Source organism: Roseicyclus sediminis, from assembly GCF_025515305.1.
Taxonomy (GTDB): Bacteria; Pseudomonadota; Alphaproteobacteria; order Rhodobacterales; family Rhodobacteraceae; genus Roseibacterium; species Roseibacterium sediminis.
This window is the reverse complement of record NZ_JAOPHT010000001.1, coordinates 260457-275872: the sequence shown is the minus strand read 5'-3', so window position 1 is coordinate 275872 and position 15416 is coordinate 260457. Positions and strand designations below refer to the sequence as shown.

The following is a 15416-nucleotide window of genomic DNA, read 5'->3' as shown; positions in this document are numbered from 1 at the left end:
GCCTCAGCCAGTGAACGGGTTTGCGTAGAGCAGCAGGAGCGCGATGACGAGGCAGTAGATCGCCATCGTCTCGATCATCGCCAGACCGACAAAGAGCGTCCGTGACAGGGTGCCGGCCGCCTCGGGCTGGCGCGCGATCGCCTCCATCGCGGCGGCGACGGCACGTCCCTCGCTGTAGGCGGGCATGATGGCGCCGAAGGATACGGCAACCACCGCGCCGATGATGCTCACGATCTCCAGATAATTGTCCATGGATGGTCCTTTCTCATGTGTCGACGGCACCGACCGCGGCGCCGATGTAGACGGTCGCGAGGACGGTGAAGATGTAGGCCTGGATGATTCCGATCAGCACGCCGAGCAGCAGGAACGGGATCGGCAGCAACAGCCCCGCCAGCAGCACGACAATCGCGATGACGAACTCGTGGCTCATCATGTTCCCGAAGAGCCGGATCATCAGCGAGAAGGTCCGGGTGAGTTCCGACAGGACGTTGAGAGGCAGGAGGAACGGATTGGGTTCCAGGTAATGGCGCAGATACTCGCGCAGACCCTTCGCCCTGATGCCAAAGTAGTGCACCGAGAGGAACACGATCAGGGCGAGTGCCGCCGGCGTCTCGATGTGACCTGTGGGCGGCGTCGCCCCGGGCAGGACGGCGGCGAGATTGGCCAGCACGATGAAGATGAAGAGTGAGCCGAGGAGCGGAAGAAACGGTCGCGGATCGCGCCCGAGGATATCCTCGATCTGGTCCGCGAGCGTGGTCACGAGGATCTCGAGTGCAGTGGCAAGCGCGCCGCCGCTCCGCACGAGGCGGAAGGCCGCGGCGAGACCCGCCCCGAGCAGGGCCATAATGACCCAGGTGGTCATCACCGCCCGGCTGATCGGTACGGGTCCGATCTGGAACAGGATATCGGGACTGAGCGGACTTCCTTCCATGCTCAGCCCCTGCCTGCGCGGCGTATGGCGATGCTCCGCGAGAGCAGGAACCCTGCTAGAACGGCCAGAAGCGGTCCGGCACCTTGAATCGCGGCCAGGCTCAGCACGGCAGCGGCCATGGAGAACCTGAGCAGCACCCAGGCGATTGCCCCGCGATTGGACGCGGATGGGTCGAGGGCCGCGACGGTGCGGGCGATGAGGTGCATGTAGACGGCCCCGAGGACCATGCCGCCGAGTAGCCAGGGCGCAAGCAGCGCGAGCGTGTCTGTCGTCATTCCTCGTTCATCCTCTTCCATGCCAGCCAGAAGCCGAGACAGGCCCCCAGAAATGTCAGCGCCCCGCTGAACGTGACGCCCGTGTCCAGCAACGCGTCGAGCCAGCGGCCCGCGAAAACGCCGATCAGCGTGGGCGTCACGATCAGCCAGCCCAGCGCGCCCACCATGGAAAGGTTCTTCCACAGCGGCCGTTCGCCCTCTCGTTCCCATTGTTCACGACGCGATTGCCGGCGTTCGACGGCATCCTCGATCATCCGGCGCCCCTCGTGGTTCGGCTCGGTCATGCCTCGCCCTCCGGCCCGGTCGGCTGCAGCGATGGCAGCGCGGAGCCATCGCGGCGCCCGGCTTCGAGGACGCGCTCGATCTGTCGCATCGTGGCCAGGTGCAGCCGCGTGTCGGAGATCCGTGAGATGTCCTCCATCTCGTCGGCCCGTTCGAGGTCACGGATCGCCTCTTCTCCGAGCGAGGCGAGATCGTCCCGGCTGAAAGCGCCGCGGGCGGCGATCTCCACCAGCGCGCCGTCATGGACGGTCAGGATGCCGCCCCGGACCAGGACGAAACCCTCCGACGCGTCGCCGCAATCCCAGGTCAAGACGGAGACCGGCAGCACCGTCAGAAAGTCGGCGTGACCCTCCATGATGCCGAAGGCGCCGGTCTCGTCCTCGGCCCGGACGTGGCGCACATCCCGGACATCGGCGACGATCGCGGTCGGTGTGGACACGAACAGCCTCATGCCACGTCGCCCTTGGTTTGCGCTTCTTCCTTGCGCCGCGCGTCTTCCAGCGTTCCGACCATGTAGAGGGAGCTTTCCTCCCAATCGTCGGTCTCGCCGCCGAGGATCGCCTCGCAACCGTCGAGCGTGTCCGAGAGATCGACCGACACACCCTTGTGGCCGGTGAATTGCGACGTCACGGCGAAAGGCTGTGTGAGAAAGCGGATCATGCGGCGTGCGCGGCCGACGGTCTTGCGGTCCGACGCGCTGAGCTCCTCGAGACCGAGGAGCGATATGATCTCCTGCAACTCGCGGTATTGTTCGATGACCCGGCGAACCTCCTCGGCGATGGCGTAGTGCCGCTCCCCGATCACGGCGGGGTCCTGTAGCGTCGAACTGGAGGCCAGCGGATCGACCGCCGGGTAAAGGCCCTCCGAGGCCATCTCGCGGCTGAGCACGATGGAACTGTCGAGATGGGTGAAGGTCTCGGCCACGGCGGGGTCGGTGAAGTCGTCGGCCGGCACGTAGACCGCCTGGATCGAGGTCACGGACGCGCCCCGCACCGAGGTGATCCGCTCCTGCAGCTCGGCGATCTCGCTGGCGAGCGTGGGCTGGTAGCCGACGCGTGACGGCAGGCGTCCCAGAAGTCCCGAGACCTCCGAGCCCGCCTGCACGAAGCGGAACACGTTGTCGATGAGGAAGAGAACGTCCTTGCCCGCCTCGTCCCGGAAATGTTCGGCGACCGTCAGAGCGCTCAGCGCCACGCGCCAGCGCGCGCCGGGCGGTTCGTTCATCTGGCCGAAGACCAGGACCGTGCGGTCGATCACGCCGGACTTCTTCAGGTCGAGCCATAGCTCGTGCCCCTCGCGCGAGCGTTCGCCCACCCCCGCGAAGACCGACAGGCCCTTGTACCGGTCGGCGATGGTGCGGATGAGTTCCATCACCAGAACCGTCTTGCCGACGCCCGCGCCGCCGAACATCGCCGCCTTCCCGCCCTGCGCCAGCGGCGCGAGGAGGTCTATCACCTTGATGCCGCTCAGAAAGACCTTTTGCTCGTTTTGCTGCGCCGAAAGGTTTGGCGACGGGTGGTGGATCGGGCGGCGCGGCACATCGGCGGCCAGTGCGGCACCATGATCGATCGGCCGGCCGACCACGTCGAGAAGCCGGCCGACCACGCTGTCGCCGACGGGCATCGTGATCGGGGCACCGGTGTCAACGACCTCGGTCCCGCATGCGAGCCCCGAGGTTTCCTGAATGGCGACGCAGCGCGCGGTGTGGCGGTCGGCATGATGCTGCACCTCGAGCGTCAGCCTGCGCGGCTCGGACCAGGCGACCTCGAGCGCCGTGTTGATGCGTGGCAGCTCTCCGTCGAAGCGCACATCCACGACCGAACCCGAGATCTGCGAGACCACGCCGCGGCGGGGCTCGCTCCTGGTGGGGTATGCTGGCTCCTGCGTCATCGGATCAGTGGGCCATCAGGACCGGCAGGCGGGCATGGCGGAGCACGAAGCGGGTGACACCGCCGATGAGCGCCTCGCGATAGCGCGCATGGCCATAGCCGCCCATGACGAGGAGATCCGCGCCGCCCGCGGCTGCGACATCGAGGAGCGTGGCCCCGACGCTCCGGAACCCGCGCGGCTCGATCATCGCTTCCGCCGACATGCCGTGCCATCCGACATGCGCGATCACGTCGGCCATGTCGGGCGTCTCGCCGGAGGTCTCTTCGGTGACGTGGAGAACGGTCGCGCCCGCGTCCACGTCCGCCAGCCCAATCAGGGCCGAGACGGCCCGCGCCGCGCCGCTCAGGCCGTCCCAGGCCACGAGCGGCCGCCGGAACCGCGCGACCGTGGCGCCTTCGGGCACATAGAGCACGGGGCGCCCCGATCGCAGAAGCGTCACCTCCAACAGGTTTTCGAACAGCGGGGTGTAGCGCGCGGATGACGCGGTGAAGAGTGTGAGATCTCCGCGGCGAGCGGCGGTCGGCAGGATGTCGATCGGCTCGCCCTTCAATGTCCTCCAGTCTGCCGATGCGGCAGGTTCGGGATTTGGCCGATGGGCCTTCGGAACACCGGCCTTCCGGCAGAGCGTGCCGAAGCGGCGGCGGTGGCGCTGGGCGTCCGCCCGACCGGTCGTGTCGATGCGCTGGCGCATCTGACGCTCCAGCGCATCCCGGTCTGTCGCGCCGAACCCCGCATATTCAAACGCCGCCTCCGGGTCGGGTCGGATGAACACCGCCTCCAGATGCGCCGAGAACGCCCGGGCAAGGGCGACCCCGACCGACAACTCGGCCGGACCCTGCCCATCGCCGACCACCGGCATCAGGATGGCGCGGGTCGTCATCGCGCAGAGACCGGTGTGATCGCGACGGTGCGGCTACCGATACGCACGCAGCTCCCCTTCCATTTTCAACTTGGTGAGACATTAGGCCCAAGGACGCGGCCAACCTTGATCTTCGTCAATCTCACAAGTCTGGGGGCTTTTCTCGACGCCGTTGCAGCTGTCCGCCGGGCCATTTTCCACCTGCAATTCAGGCCATTGGGCTCCGTCTGCCTGCGGCGTCCGGAAAAGCGTGCAGAGCGGTGAAATACCCACGGCGCGCTTTCCGCCACGCAAGCCAACGGGATTCCGTTTTCGATGGGGCCTGCGCATCCGCCCGCGGATTGTCGCGCCGCCGCTCACTCTCCGTAGGTGCGATCGGTGATCGGCGTGTCTTCAATCATGGAGTGGAACCGCTCGAGCAGCACGCCCTCGGCCGCCGTCGGCTTGCGCCGCGGATTGGACAGCAGGAAGATATCGATCACCGCGGCCGACCCCTTCGTCGGAACCCGGCGGAGAAGGCCCAGGGTCACATCGCGTTCAGCGACATGGACGGGAAGGGCGCCGATGCCGATATTGGCTATGATCATGCGCCGGACCTCCGGAAGGTTGGCCGATATGCCGCGCGGGCCCGGCGCCAGGTGCGCGCGCTCGCGCAGCTTCCGGACGCTATCCAGCGGCCCTCCCTCCTGCTCGGTCTGGAACGATACCGACCCCTCGCCGCGCATGTCGTCGAGTGTGACGACGTCCTTGCCGAACAGCCGGTTACGCTTTCCGCAATAGAGCGCGAAATGCTCGCGGAAGAGCACGCGTGCGTCGAGCGTCCTCGGCATCGATCCAAGCAGGCAGATGCCGAAGCTTGCACGGTTCTGCTCGATCAGCGCCACGACCTCTGCACTGTCGGCCACGACCACCGAAAACGTCACCTTGGGGTAATCCTGCGCGAAGGTGGCCAGCACGGCGTCGACGTGGGGAGAGACGACATGGCTGGTCGCCACGATACTGACGTGGCCGGTGAGTTCCGCCTCGCCGGCCTCGAGAAGCGAGGGGATCTGCGAGATCGAGCCGAAGACCGCGGTGCACTCCTGGTAAAGCGCCCGACCCGCCCGCGTAACGCGGAAACTGTTCGGGTTCCGAACGATCAGGCGATAGCCGACACTCTCTTCCAGCCGCTTCAGCGCGCTGGAAATCGTGGGCTGCTTGAGGCCCAGGACCGTGGCGGCCTTGGTGACACCGCCTTGCTGGACGATCACCATGAAGGTGCGCAGGAGGTTCCAGTCGAGGGTCCATGGGAAGCGTTGCTCGTAGGGCCGCATCATAAATCCCATCTATAATCGAAATTGGCATTATTTATTTGTCGGATGGTGGCGCCTGTGCAAGCTCTTTCTCCGGGCGAGGCGGCGTGACCCGGTCGGGCGCGTCAGGCCTCATCATGCCGACGTTTCCAGCGGGGAGATGCAGATGACGATGCGACGGACTTTCATGAAAACCGCAATGGCGATGGGGATCGCGGGGATGAGCCTTGGCGTGGCCTCGACGGCCGTTGCCGAGGAACTCGACACCATCCGCGAGGCGGGTGTGATCCGCATTGCGATGAGCGGGGCCTACCCGCCCTTCAACTTCGTCAACGACCAGAACCAGGTGGTGGGCTTCGACCCGGCCATCGGGACCGAGATCGCCCGGCGCATGGGACTTGAGGTCGAGATCGTCACCACCGCGTGGGACGGGATCATCGCGGGCCTTCTGACCAACCGTTACGACGCCATCGTGGGGTCCATGTCGATCACGCCCGAGCGTGACGAGGTTCTCGACTTCGTCGGCCCCTACTACACCACGAAGCGCGCCATCTTCACGCTGCCCGATTCCGGGATCACGAGCGTGAGCCAGATCAACGACGACGTGACGCTGGGCGTGACGCTGGGCGAGACGCACGAGGAGTGGGCGCGCGAGCAGGGCTACAACATCCGCACCTATCGTGGGCTTCCGGAACTGATCCTCGAACTGCAGAACGGTAGGGTCGATGCCATCGTGAACGACTCGATCGCGGCGATCCTCGCCATGGGCGAGCGGGACATCGACTACGTCATGCTGGACGACCTCGAGACGGACGTGATCGGGGCAGGCATCGCCATCCGCGAGGGCAATCCGATGCTCGCCGCCGAGATGCAGGCCGCGCTCGACGCCATGATGGAGGACGGTACCTACCTGGAAATCGCCGAGGAATGGGTCGGCGGCGACATCCGCTGATCCCGCCTTCATATGGCCCGCCGCAAACGCGCGGCGGGCCTTTTCCTCTGCTGACATGGCGGCCCGATGACCCCTCATTACGGCAAACTGACCTGGGAAGACGTGCGCGACGCCGACAAGGACCGGGTCGTGATCCTCAACGTCTCCGCGACCGAGGATCACGGGCCGCACATGCCTCTCGACACCGACACGGTGCTGGGCATGGCTGTGGCCAATGGCGTGGCCGAGGCCGCGCCGGACGAGGTCTTCGTGATGCCGCCGATCCCCTATGGATTCAACGAGCATCACAAGGATTTTCCGGGCGTGATCTGGATTCAGCCCGAGACGCTCATCGCCTTCGTCACCGATGTCACGAAGTCGTTGGCGCATCACGGGTTCCGGCGGATGCTGCTTCTGAACTCGCATGGCTCGAACCACCCGGTGCTCGACCTCGCCGCGCGCAAGACGGTGATCGAGACGGGGGTGATCTGTGTTTCGGCGTCCTACTGGAACCTCTGCGCCGACCGGATAAACGAGCACAGGAAGTCCGAGATCGGCGGCATTGCGCATGCCGGCGAGTTCGAGGCGGCGATGTATGCCCACCTGCATCCCGAGCATGTCGACCTCTCAAGGGCCGCGACCCAGAACCTGCACAATCCCGACAGCCGTTTCTTCAACCTCGATCTCGCCAAGGGCGGCGGCAAGGCCATGCTGATGCGCTGGTGGTCCGAGGTTTCGCCCGACGGCACCATGGGCGACCCGACCGTCGCCGATCCCGAGACCGGGCGGGAATTCCTGCGCGCGGCCATAGAGGAAACCACGGCGCTTGTCCGCGAGATCCGGGCGCTGCCGATCCTGGCGCGCAAGGACCATCACTGAGAGGGCGATCGGCGCATGGATTTCGACCTTATCCTCCGGGTCTATCCCTTCTTCATCGAAGCGGCCTGGGTCACCGTGCAGCTGTCGGTTCTGACCACGCTGCTGGGTCTGGCGTGCGGGACGCTGGGCGCAATGGCGCGGCTGTCGCGGCTCCGCGTCTTCCGCATGATCGGCGCGGTCTATGTCAGCGTGTTCCGTGGCACGCCCGCGCTGATTCAGCTCTTCATCCTCTATTTCGGGGGGCCGCAGTTCGGCCTTCATCTCGACGCGTTCACCGCCGGTGTCATCGGGCTGGGGGTCAATATCGGGGCCTACATGACCGAGACCATTCGGGGCGCGATCATCGCCATCGACAAGGGCCAGACCGAGGCCGCGCGCACCGTCGGTCTCAGCCGCTTCCAGACCATGCGTTACGTTATCCTGCCCCAGGCCGCGCGGCTGATGATCCGGCCCCTCGGCGTCAACATCAACGCGCTGATCAAGGGGACCGCGCTGGTCGCGGCGATCTCGGTCGTCGAGCTGACCTACACCGCGCAACGGTTCATCGGATCGACCTACAAACCCTTCGAGATGTTCATGATTTCGGGCGCCCTTTACATGATCATCATCTACGCCACGGGACGCGGCATCACCTGGCTGGACCGCAAGGCCCGGATCGTCTGACGACCCTGAGGATGGATCTGCCCACATGAACCTCGATTTCAGCGTGATCCCCGCCTACCTCGACGTGGTGCTGCTCGGTGCGGTCTGGACGATCGCAATCACGGTCGCGGCCGCCCTTCTCAGCTTCGTCGGCGGGATCATCCTTGCGGTTATCGCGCTTTACGCGCCCCTTGTCGTGCGCCTGCCGTTCCGGCTTTTTGCATGGCTCTTCATGGGCACGCCGCTTCTGCTCCAGCTGTTCCTGATCTATTTCGGCCTTGTGCAGATCGGTATCGACCTCCCGGCATTCGTGGCCGGCGTGGTGGGCCTGGGCCTGCATTTCGCGGTTTACAATTCCGAGCTGATCCAGACGAGCATTCTTGCCGTCGACCGCGGCCAGATGGAGGCGGCGCGCACACTTGGCCTCAGCCGGGGGCAGGCGCTGCGCAAGGTGGTGGTCCCGCAGGCGGTGCGTGACGTGATCCCGCCCATCGGCAACAACATGATCGCACTTCTGAAGGATTCCGCGCTGGTCTCCGTCATCGGGGTGTCGGAGCTGACGCTGTCGGCGCAGCTCGCGATCGGCCGCACCTACCGTCCGTTCGAGTTCTACCTTCTCGCCGCCGTGGTCTACTACGTCATCAACCTCGGCATGGAAGCCGTGCAGCGCCGGATCGAGCGCCGCATCGCGGCCGCCCGCTGATACCAGGAGGACCGCATCCCGTGACCGAGCCGAAACCCTTCGTCAATATCCGGAACGCGCAGAAAAGCTATGGCACGCTCGAGGTTCTGAAGGACATCAGCCTCCAGGTCGCGAGGGGCGAGATCGTGGCGATCATCGGCCCCTCGGGGTCGGGCAAGAGCACGCTTCTGCGCGCGATCAACGACCTCGATCCGCTGACCGGCGGCGAGGTGTGGCTGGAAGACACCCAGATCAACAAGAAGCTGCCGCACCGGCAGTACGAAAAGCACATAAACCAGGTGCGGCAGGACATCGGCATGGTGTTCCAGCACTTCAACCTCTTCCCCCACCTCTCGGTCCGCGAGAACGTGACGTTGGCGCCGAAGCTCCTGAAGGGGCTGTCGGACGACGCGGCGGAGGCGCTCGCGCGGGAACAGCTGGACAAGGTCGGGCTTCTCGACCGGATCGACTACTACCCCTCGCGGCTGTCGGGCGGGCAGAAACAGCGCGTCGCCATCGCCCGCGCGCTCGCCATGAAGCCCAAGGTCATGCTTTTCGACGAGGCGACCTCGGCGCTCGACCCCGAGCTTGTCGAGGAAGTGAACCTCGTGATGAAGAAACTCGCCGAGGAGCACATGACGATGATCATCGTCACCCACGAGATGGGTTTCGCCGAAACGGTTTGCGACCGCGTCATATTCATGGACAAGGGGGTCGTCGTGGAGGAAGGGCCGCCCTCGAAGATCTTTCGCAACCCCGACAACGAACGCACGCAGAACTTCCTGCGAAAACACCTGGCAAACGCCAACAGGTAGGCCCCGATGTCGAACCTTTTCTACCAGTCGCGCCAGCTCCGTCCGTTCCTCGACCGGGCCGAAGGCATCTACATGTACGACACCGAAGGCAGGCGCTACATCGACGGCTCGTCCGGGGCGATGGTGTCCAACATCGGCCACTCGAACCCGAACGTCCTGGCCGCGATGCGCGCGCAGATGGAGAAATCCACCTTCGGCTACCGGCTTCATTTCCGCACCGCGCCGTCCGAGGACCTGGCGGCGAAAACGGCGTCGCTCATGCCGCCAGGCCTCGACCGGGTGTTCTTCGTCTCGGGCGGCTCCGAGGCCGTGGAAAGCGCCATCAAGCTCGCGCGGCAATACGCGGTGACGCAGGGACAGGAGAGCCGCTGGAAGGTGATCTCGCGCTTCCCGTCGTATCACGGCTGCACGCTGGGCGCGCTTGCGTTGACCGGATACGATCCGCTGACGCGCCCCTTCGACCCGATGATGCGCGGGATGCCGAAGATCGCCGCGCCCACCGCCTATCTCGACCGCGACAACCTGAGCGACGAACAGCGCGGCCTGAAATACGCCGAGCTTCTGCGGGACGAGATCCTCGCGCAGGGGCCCGAGACGGTTCTGGCCTTCATCATGGAGCCCGTCGGCGGCGCCTCGACCGGCGCGCTGGTGGCGCCCGACAGCTATTACGGGCGCGTCCGGGAGATCTGCGACGAGTTCGGCATCCTGCTCATCTACGACGAGGTGATGACCGGCGCCGGGCGCACCGGCCGCTTTCTCGCCGCGGAGCACTGGGGCATCACGCCCGACCTCGTGGCCCTGTCCAAGGGGTTCGGCGGGGGCTACGCGCCGCTCGGCGCGATGGTGGCCCGCGGCGACATGGTGGAGGCGGTGCTGGACGCGGGCGGGTTCCTGCACGGCTTCACCTCCGCCGGCAACCCGCTGTCCTGTGCCGCAGGGCTTGCCGTCCTCCTCGAGATCGAGCGGCTGGACCTGGTGGGCAACGCCGCTCGGATGGGGGACATCCTGAAGGCGCGGCTGACCGCACTCATGGATCGCTTCGAGTTCATCGGCGACGTCCGGGGCAAGGGCCTGCTCCTCGCCTTCGAGATGATGGCCGATCGCGAAAGCAAGGCGCCCCTGCCCAAGGCGCTCAATGCCCATTCCCGCCTCGTGGAACTGGCTTATGAGCGGGGTCTGATCCTGTATTCGCGCCGAACCCGTGGCGGCTACGAGGGGGACCATTTCATCGTCGCCCCGCCGCTCATCATCACCGAGGCGCAGATCGACGAGATGATGGAGATCCTCGTCGCCGCGCTCGACGCCTTCGCGCAAGAGGCGGGGCTGGCGGTGCCGGCATGACGGACGGGGTCCGTATCCGCGCGGCGGTGCCCGGGGATGCCGGGGCGGTGGCGAGGATGCTCGCCGCGCTGGCGGACGAGCTTGGCTATGCCGGGCGCTTCGCCAGCACCGAGGCGACGATCGCGACCTATGGGCATGGGGAGCGGCCCCTGTTCGCGACCTTCATCGCCGAGGCCGAAACGCCGGTGGGCTTCGCGCTCAGCTTTCCGCATTTCTCGACCATGCGCGCCCTGCCGGGTGTCTACGTCCAGGACCTGTGGACCGCGCCGGAAGTGCGGGGCCAGGGCCTTGGCGCAGCGCTTCTGGCAGAGGTCGCCGAGGTCGCGGCCCGGGACTGGAATGCGGCCTACATGGCGCTCTCGGTTCATGCCCACAACGCCGCCGCCAACAGGTTCTACGCCGGTCTCGGCTTCGGGGAGGTCCCGGACGAGAGGGCGATGGTCCTCGATGGACCGGGTTTCGCGGCGCTGGCCGATCCGCGGAGGTTCATCCCGTGAAACTGCCCGACAAGACCTGCCCCATCGAGGAGGCGATCGCCCGGATCCCGGACGGTGCCACGGTCATGGTCGGCGGCTTCGGGGTTCCCGGCACGCCCTTCACACTGATCCGGGAGCTGGTGCGGCAGGGCCAGCGCGGCCTCACCGTCATCAAGAACGACGCCAACGAGCGCGGTCTCGGCATCGACCACCTGCTGGCCAATGGGCAGGTGGCGCGGCTGATCACGACCCATATCGGCCTCAACCCCCGCGCCATCGCGATGCTGAACGCGGAAGAGGTGGAGGTCGAGTTCAATGCCCAGGGGATCCTGGCCGAGCGGGTGCGGGCCGGCGGCGCGGGACTGGCGGCGATCCTCACGGATATCGGCCTCGACACGGAACTGGCGCAGGGCAAGCAGCAGATCGAGATCGGGGGCAAGACGAAACTGGTCGAGACCGCGCTTCGGGCCGATGTCGCCCTCATCCATGCCGACCGGTCGGACGTGTTCGGAAATCTCGCCTACGTCGCGACCGCGCGGAACTTCAACCCGTTGATGGCGATGGCCGCCGACCTTGTCATCGCCGAGGCGGAGACGGTCCTGCCCCTTGGCGGGCTGACCCCCGACGCCGTGCACACTCCCGGCCCGTTTGTGGATCATGTCGTGGGTCTGGCCGCGCTCAGCGAGGAATATGCCGTTGTCAGACGCTAGGAAAAGGATGGTCGCCCGCGCCGCGCGCGAGATCGTGCCGGGCATGGTCGTCAATCTCGGGATCGGGTTGCCGACGCAAGTGGTCGACCATCTGCCCGCCGATTTCCCGGTCTGCCTGCATACCGAGAACGGCCTTTCGGGGATCGGCCCGACGCTGCAACCGGGCGCCGCCGACCGCAACCTGATCGATGCGGGCGGCGCCTATGTCTCGACCGTTCCCGGCTCGGCCTTCTTCGACAGCGCGGTCAGCTTCGCGCTGGTGCGGTCGGGACGGCTCGACCTGACGATGCTGGGCGCCTTCGAAGTGGCCGCGACCGGGGACCTCGCGAACTGGAAGATCCCGGGCCGCTTCTCGCCGGGCGCAGGCGGCGGCATCGAGCTGGCGCAGAAGGCGCGGCGGGTCGTCGTCCTGACCAGCCATACCGACCGCGCGGGCAATCCCAAGCTCAAGGCCGCCTGCAGCCTGCCGCTCACCGCGCGCGGATGCGTGGCCCGGGTCTTCACGGACATGGCGGTGATCGACGTGGGTCCCGGCGGGTTCGTCCTGCGCGAACTGGCCGAAGGCGTCAGCCTGTCCGAGGTGACGGAGGCGACCGCCGCGCCACTTGCCTGCCCCGACGCCGATATCGCGAGGTTCTGAGGGCAATGACGGACGGCGAGACCGCAACGAGGATCCTCCGCGCCGTCGACGCGGCGTTCGACGCGCAAACCGGCTTTCTTGCGGAACTCACATCGCACGCCTCGACCCGGGGACGTGAACAGTCTGCGCAGGACTTCATGGCCGCCGAGATCGCCGCGCGCGGGCTTGTGGTGGACCGCTGGCAGATCGACCTCGACGAGATCCGCGGCCTGCCCGGTTTCTCGCCCGTGCTGGGACCCTATGACGATGCGATCAACGTGGTCGGAACCCACCGCAGCACCACCCGCAAGGGACGATCCCTGATCCTCAACGGCCATGTCGACGTGGTTCCGGAAGGCCCGCACGACATGTGGGACAGCCCGCCCTTCGCGCCGCGGATCGACGATGGCTGGATGTACGGGCGCGGCGCGGGCGACATGAAGGCGGGGCTCGCCGGGAACCTTTTTGCGCTCGACGCCCTGCGCGCCTGCGGGATGGCGCCGGCGGCCGATGTCTTCGTCCAGTCGGTGGTGGAGGAGGAATGCACCGGCAACGGCGCGCTCGCCTGCCTCGCGCGGGGCTACCGGGCCGATGCGGCGCTGATCCCCGAGCCTTTTCACGAATGCCTTGTCACGGCGCAGGTCGGCGTACTGTGGTTCCGCGTACACCTGCGGGGATTGCCGACGCATGTGGCCTATGCCGGGTCGGGCGCGAACGCGATCGAGGCGGCCATTCCCCTGATCGAGGCCCTGCATGGGCTTGAGGCGCGCTGGAACGCCGAGGATCGCCGCCACCCGGCCTATGCCCATGTTCCCCATCCGCTGAACCTCAACATCGGCCGGATCGAAGGCGGCGACTGGACCAGTTCGGTCCCCGCCTGGTGCGTGTTCGACGTGCGCATGGGCCTGTTCCCCGGCCAGGATATCGCCGGGGCCAAGGCCGAGATCGAGGATACGCTGGTCGAGGCCGCGCGGCAGAACGATTTCCTGCGCAACAGCCTGCCCGAGATCGTCTATCACGGCTTCGAGGCCGAGGGATACGCGCTGGCGGAGGATGACGGCCCTGCCGCCCGCGCGGCCATTGAGGCGCTCGACACGGCGCACCGAACGGTGACCGGCGCGACGCTCGACCACCTGTCGATCACCGCCACCACGGATGCGCGTTTCTTCGGCCTCTACGCCGATACGCCGGCCCTCGTCTACGGTCCCGAGGCCGAGGCGATCCACGGTTTCAATGAGCGCGTGTCACTCGAGAGCATGCGGCGCGTGACGCAGGCCACGGCGCTTTTCATCGCCGATTGGTGCGGTCTCGAAGCCATCTGACAAGGGAGCAGACCATGCGTGACGCGGTCATCGTCTCAACCGCCCGCACCCCGATCGGCAAGGCCTATCGCGGCGCGTTCAACAATCTCGAATGCCCCTCGCTGGGGGCGGCGGCGGTCCGGGCCGCAGTCGCGCGGGCCGGTCTCGACGGCCCCGAGATCGAGGAGGTCGTCTTCGGCTCCGCCCTGACGCAGGGCTCCTCCGGCGTGAACGTGGCCCGGCACATCGCCCTGGCGGCCGGGCTGCCGGTGAGTGTCGCGGCAGCGACGGTGGACAGGCAATGCGCATCGGGCCTCAATGCGCTGGCCATGGCCAGCCATATGGTGCGCAGTGAAGGGGTCGATGTCGCGCTGGCCGGGGGGATCGAGTCCATCTCGCTGGTGCAGAACGCCCATTGGAATGGCCATCGCTACCGGGATCCGTCCGTCGCGGACGCCTATTACCTTTCGATGATCGAAACCGCCGAGATCGTGGCTGAGCGCCACGGCGTCCCGCGAGAGATCCAGGATCACTACGCACTCCAGAGCCAGGCGCGGACCGCGGCGGCGCAGCACGCCGGGCGGTTCGACGAGGAAATCGTGCCCGTTGAGTGCCTGCGCGCAGTCACCGACAAGGCCAGCGGCGAGACACGTCTGGAGCCGGTGCGCATCGAAGCCGATGAATGCAACCGACCGGGAACGACGCCGGAGGGTCTCGCGGGCCTTTCCCCGGTGCTTGGCGAGGGCAAGACGGTCACGGCCGGCAACGCCTCGCAACTTTCGGACGGGGCCGCCGCACTCGTGGTGATGGAGGCCGGGACCGCCGCGCGCCGGGGTCTGGCTCCGCTCGGACGCCTCCGCGGCTTCGCCGTTGCGGGCATCGCCCCGGAGGAGATGGGACTAGGCCCGGTCGCGGCGATCCCCAGGCTTCTCGCGCGCCACGGGCTCAAGGTCGACGATATCGACCTGTGGGAGATCAACGAGGCCTTCGCCGCGCAACTCGTGCCCTGTCGCGATGCCCTGCGCATTCCCGACAACCGGCTCAACGTCAATGGCGGCGCGATCTCCATTGGCCATCCCTACGGAATGTCGGGGGCCCGGATGGCGGGGCATCTTCTGCTAGAAGGCCGCCGGCGCGGCGCGAAACTGGGCGTTGTCGGAATGTGCGTGGGCGGAGGGCAAGGAGCCTGCGGGCTGTTCGAGGTCTTCTGAACGACCGCCCCCGAGACTCGGATGTCGCCCGGACATTTCGATTTGCACAGGGTGTTTGCGACGCTTGCCCTCCGCGGCTCGAGGCCGTCCATTCTCTGCTTCAGGCCGGGATGATGAAGGCGCTCTTTGCATCCTTCGGCAGGTTCCGTGAGGAGCTGACCAGAGGGGTCAGGCTGCGCGGTGCGAATTCCGTCTTCGCGCATGAAGCTGTGCGGACCGTCATATGCCTTCCCCTATTCGAGTTCCCGGCCGGTCGAGGGTCGCCACACGATCACCAGGT

19 protein-coding genes are annotated in these 15416 nt (G+C 66.7%); 11 read left to right on the top strand and 8 right to left on the bottom strand.

Annotated elements, in window-relative coordinates:
• Positions 1 to 3 precede the first annotated feature (3 nt).
• The 8 genes from N8I71_RS01370 to N8I71_RS01335 all read right to left on the bottom strand — a co-directional run bounded on the left by N8I71_RS01370 (position 4) and on the right by N8I71_RS01335 (position 5562).
• Positions 4 to 252 (bottom strand): F0F1 ATP synthase subunit C, encoded by a 249-nt coding sequence (locus N8I71_RS01370; RefSeq protein ID WP_262876128.1) that lies wholly within the window; start codon positions 250 to 252, stop codon positions 4 to 6.
• A 13-nt stretch (positions 253 to 265) separates the two neighbouring features.
• Positions 266 to 931, bottom strand: a complete 666-nt coding sequence (gene atpB, locus N8I71_RS01365) for a F0F1 ATP synthase subunit A (RefSeq protein ID WP_262876127.1) — start codon at positions 929 to 931, stop codon at positions 266 to 268.
• A 2-nt stretch (positions 932 to 933) separates the two neighbouring features.
• Entirely contained in the window at positions 934 to 1206 is a 273-nt protein-coding gene (locus N8I71_RS01360; protein WP_262876126.1) for an N-ATPase subunit AtpR, read from the bottom strand.
• Complete coding sequence (locus N8I71_RS01355) at positions 1203 to 1490, bottom strand: AtpZ/AtpI family protein (RefSeq protein WP_262876125.1); 288 nt, start codon at positions 1488 to 1490, stop codon at positions 1203 to 1205. The genes N8I71_RS01360 and N8I71_RS01355 overlap by 4 nt, the downstream gene beginning before the upstream one ends.
• Positions 1487 to 1927, bottom strand: a complete 441-nt coding sequence (locus tag N8I71_RS01350) for a F0F1 ATP synthase subunit epsilon (protein ID WP_262876124.1) — start codon at positions 1925 to 1927, stop codon at positions 1487 to 1489. The genes N8I71_RS01355 and N8I71_RS01350 overlap by 4 nt, the downstream gene beginning before the upstream one ends.
• 8 nt (positions 1928 to 1935) lie before the next feature.
• Positions 1936 to 3378, bottom strand: a complete 1443-nt coding sequence (gene atpD, locus N8I71_RS01345) for a F0F1 ATP synthase subunit beta (protein ID WP_262876123.1) — start codon at positions 3376 to 3378, stop codon at positions 1936 to 1938.
• 4 nt (positions 3379 to 3382) lie between these two features.
• Positions 3383 to 4258, bottom strand: coding sequence for a universal stress protein (locus N8I71_RS01340; RefSeq protein ID WP_262876122.1), 876 nt, complete (start codon positions 4256 to 4258; stop codon positions 3383 to 3385).
• Between the two features lie 335 nt (positions 4259 to 4593).
• Positions 4594 to 5562: a LysR family transcriptional regulator gene (locus tag N8I71_RS01335; protein WP_262876121.1), complete on the bottom strand. Its 969-nt coding sequence runs from the start codon at positions 5560 to 5562 to the stop codon at positions 4594 to 4596.
• A 154-nt stretch (positions 5563 to 5716) separates the two neighbouring features.
• Here N8I71_RS01335 and N8I71_RS01330 point away from each other — a divergent pair, with 154 nt between their 5' ends.
• The 11 genes from N8I71_RS01330 (at position 5717) to N8I71_RS01280 (ending at position 15136) form a co-directional block, all read left to right on the top strand.
• The gene (locus tag N8I71_RS01330; protein WP_262876120.1) at positions 5717 to 6481 is read left to right on the top strand and encodes a transporter substrate-binding domain-containing protein; all 765 of its coding nucleotides are present in this window, start codon (positions 5717 to 5719) and stop codon (positions 6479 to 6481) included.
• A 66-nt stretch (positions 6482 to 6547) separates the two neighbouring features.
• Complete coding sequence (locus N8I71_RS01325; RefSeq protein WP_262876119.1) at positions 6548 to 7339, top strand: creatininase family protein; 792 nt, start codon at positions 6548 to 6550, stop codon at positions 7337 to 7339.
• Positions 7340 to 7354: 15 nt separating this feature from the next.
• Positions 7355 to 8002, top strand: coding sequence for an amino acid ABC transporter permease (locus N8I71_RS01320; RefSeq protein WP_262876118.1), 648 nt, complete (start codon positions 7355 to 7357; stop codon positions 8000 to 8002).
• A gap of 25 nt (positions 8003 to 8027) precedes the next feature.
• Positions 8028 to 8684: an amino acid ABC transporter permease gene (locus N8I71_RS01315; protein WP_262876117.1), complete on the top strand. Its 657-nt coding sequence runs from the start codon at positions 8028 to 8030 to the stop codon at positions 8682 to 8684.
• 20 nt (positions 8685 to 8704) lie between these two features.
• The gene (locus tag N8I71_RS01310) at positions 8705 to 9478 is read left to right on the top strand and encodes an amino acid ABC transporter ATP-binding protein (RefSeq protein ID WP_316249076.1); all 774 of its coding nucleotides are present in this window, start codon (positions 8705 to 8707) and stop codon (positions 9476 to 9478) included.
• A 6-nt stretch (positions 9479 to 9484) separates the two neighbouring features.
• Positions 9485 to 10819, top strand: coding sequence for an aminotransferase family protein (locus N8I71_RS01305; protein ID WP_262876116.1), 1335 nt, complete (start codon positions 9485 to 9487; stop codon positions 10817 to 10819).
• Entirely contained in the window at positions 10816 to 11316 is a 501-nt protein-coding gene (locus N8I71_RS01300; RefSeq protein WP_262876115.1) for a GNAT family N-acetyltransferase, read from the top strand. The genes N8I71_RS01305 and N8I71_RS01300 overlap by 4 nt, the downstream gene beginning before the upstream one ends.
• Complete coding sequence (locus N8I71_RS01295; protein WP_262876114.1) at positions 11313 to 12005, top strand: CoA transferase subunit A; 693 nt, start codon at positions 11313 to 11315, stop codon at positions 12003 to 12005. The genes N8I71_RS01300 and N8I71_RS01295 overlap by 4 nt, the downstream gene beginning before the upstream one ends.
• A 7-nt stretch (positions 12006 to 12012) precedes the next feature.
• The gene (locus tag N8I71_RS01290) at positions 12013 to 12645 is read left to right on the top strand and encodes a CoA-transferase subunit beta (protein ID WP_262876113.1); all 633 of its coding nucleotides are present in this window, start codon (positions 12013 to 12015) and stop codon (positions 12643 to 12645) included.
• A gap of 5 nt (positions 12646 to 12650) precedes the next feature.
• Positions 12651 to 13946, top strand: coding sequence for an ArgE/DapE family deacylase (locus N8I71_RS01285; RefSeq protein ID WP_262876112.1), 1296 nt, complete (start codon positions 12651 to 12653; stop codon positions 13944 to 13946).
• A gap of 14 nt (positions 13947 to 13960) precedes the next feature.
• Entirely contained in the window at positions 13961 to 15136 is a 1176-nt protein-coding gene (locus tag N8I71_RS01280) for an acetyl-CoA C-acyltransferase (protein ID WP_262876111.1), read from the top strand.
• Positions 15137 to 15416: the final 280 nt, after the last annotated feature.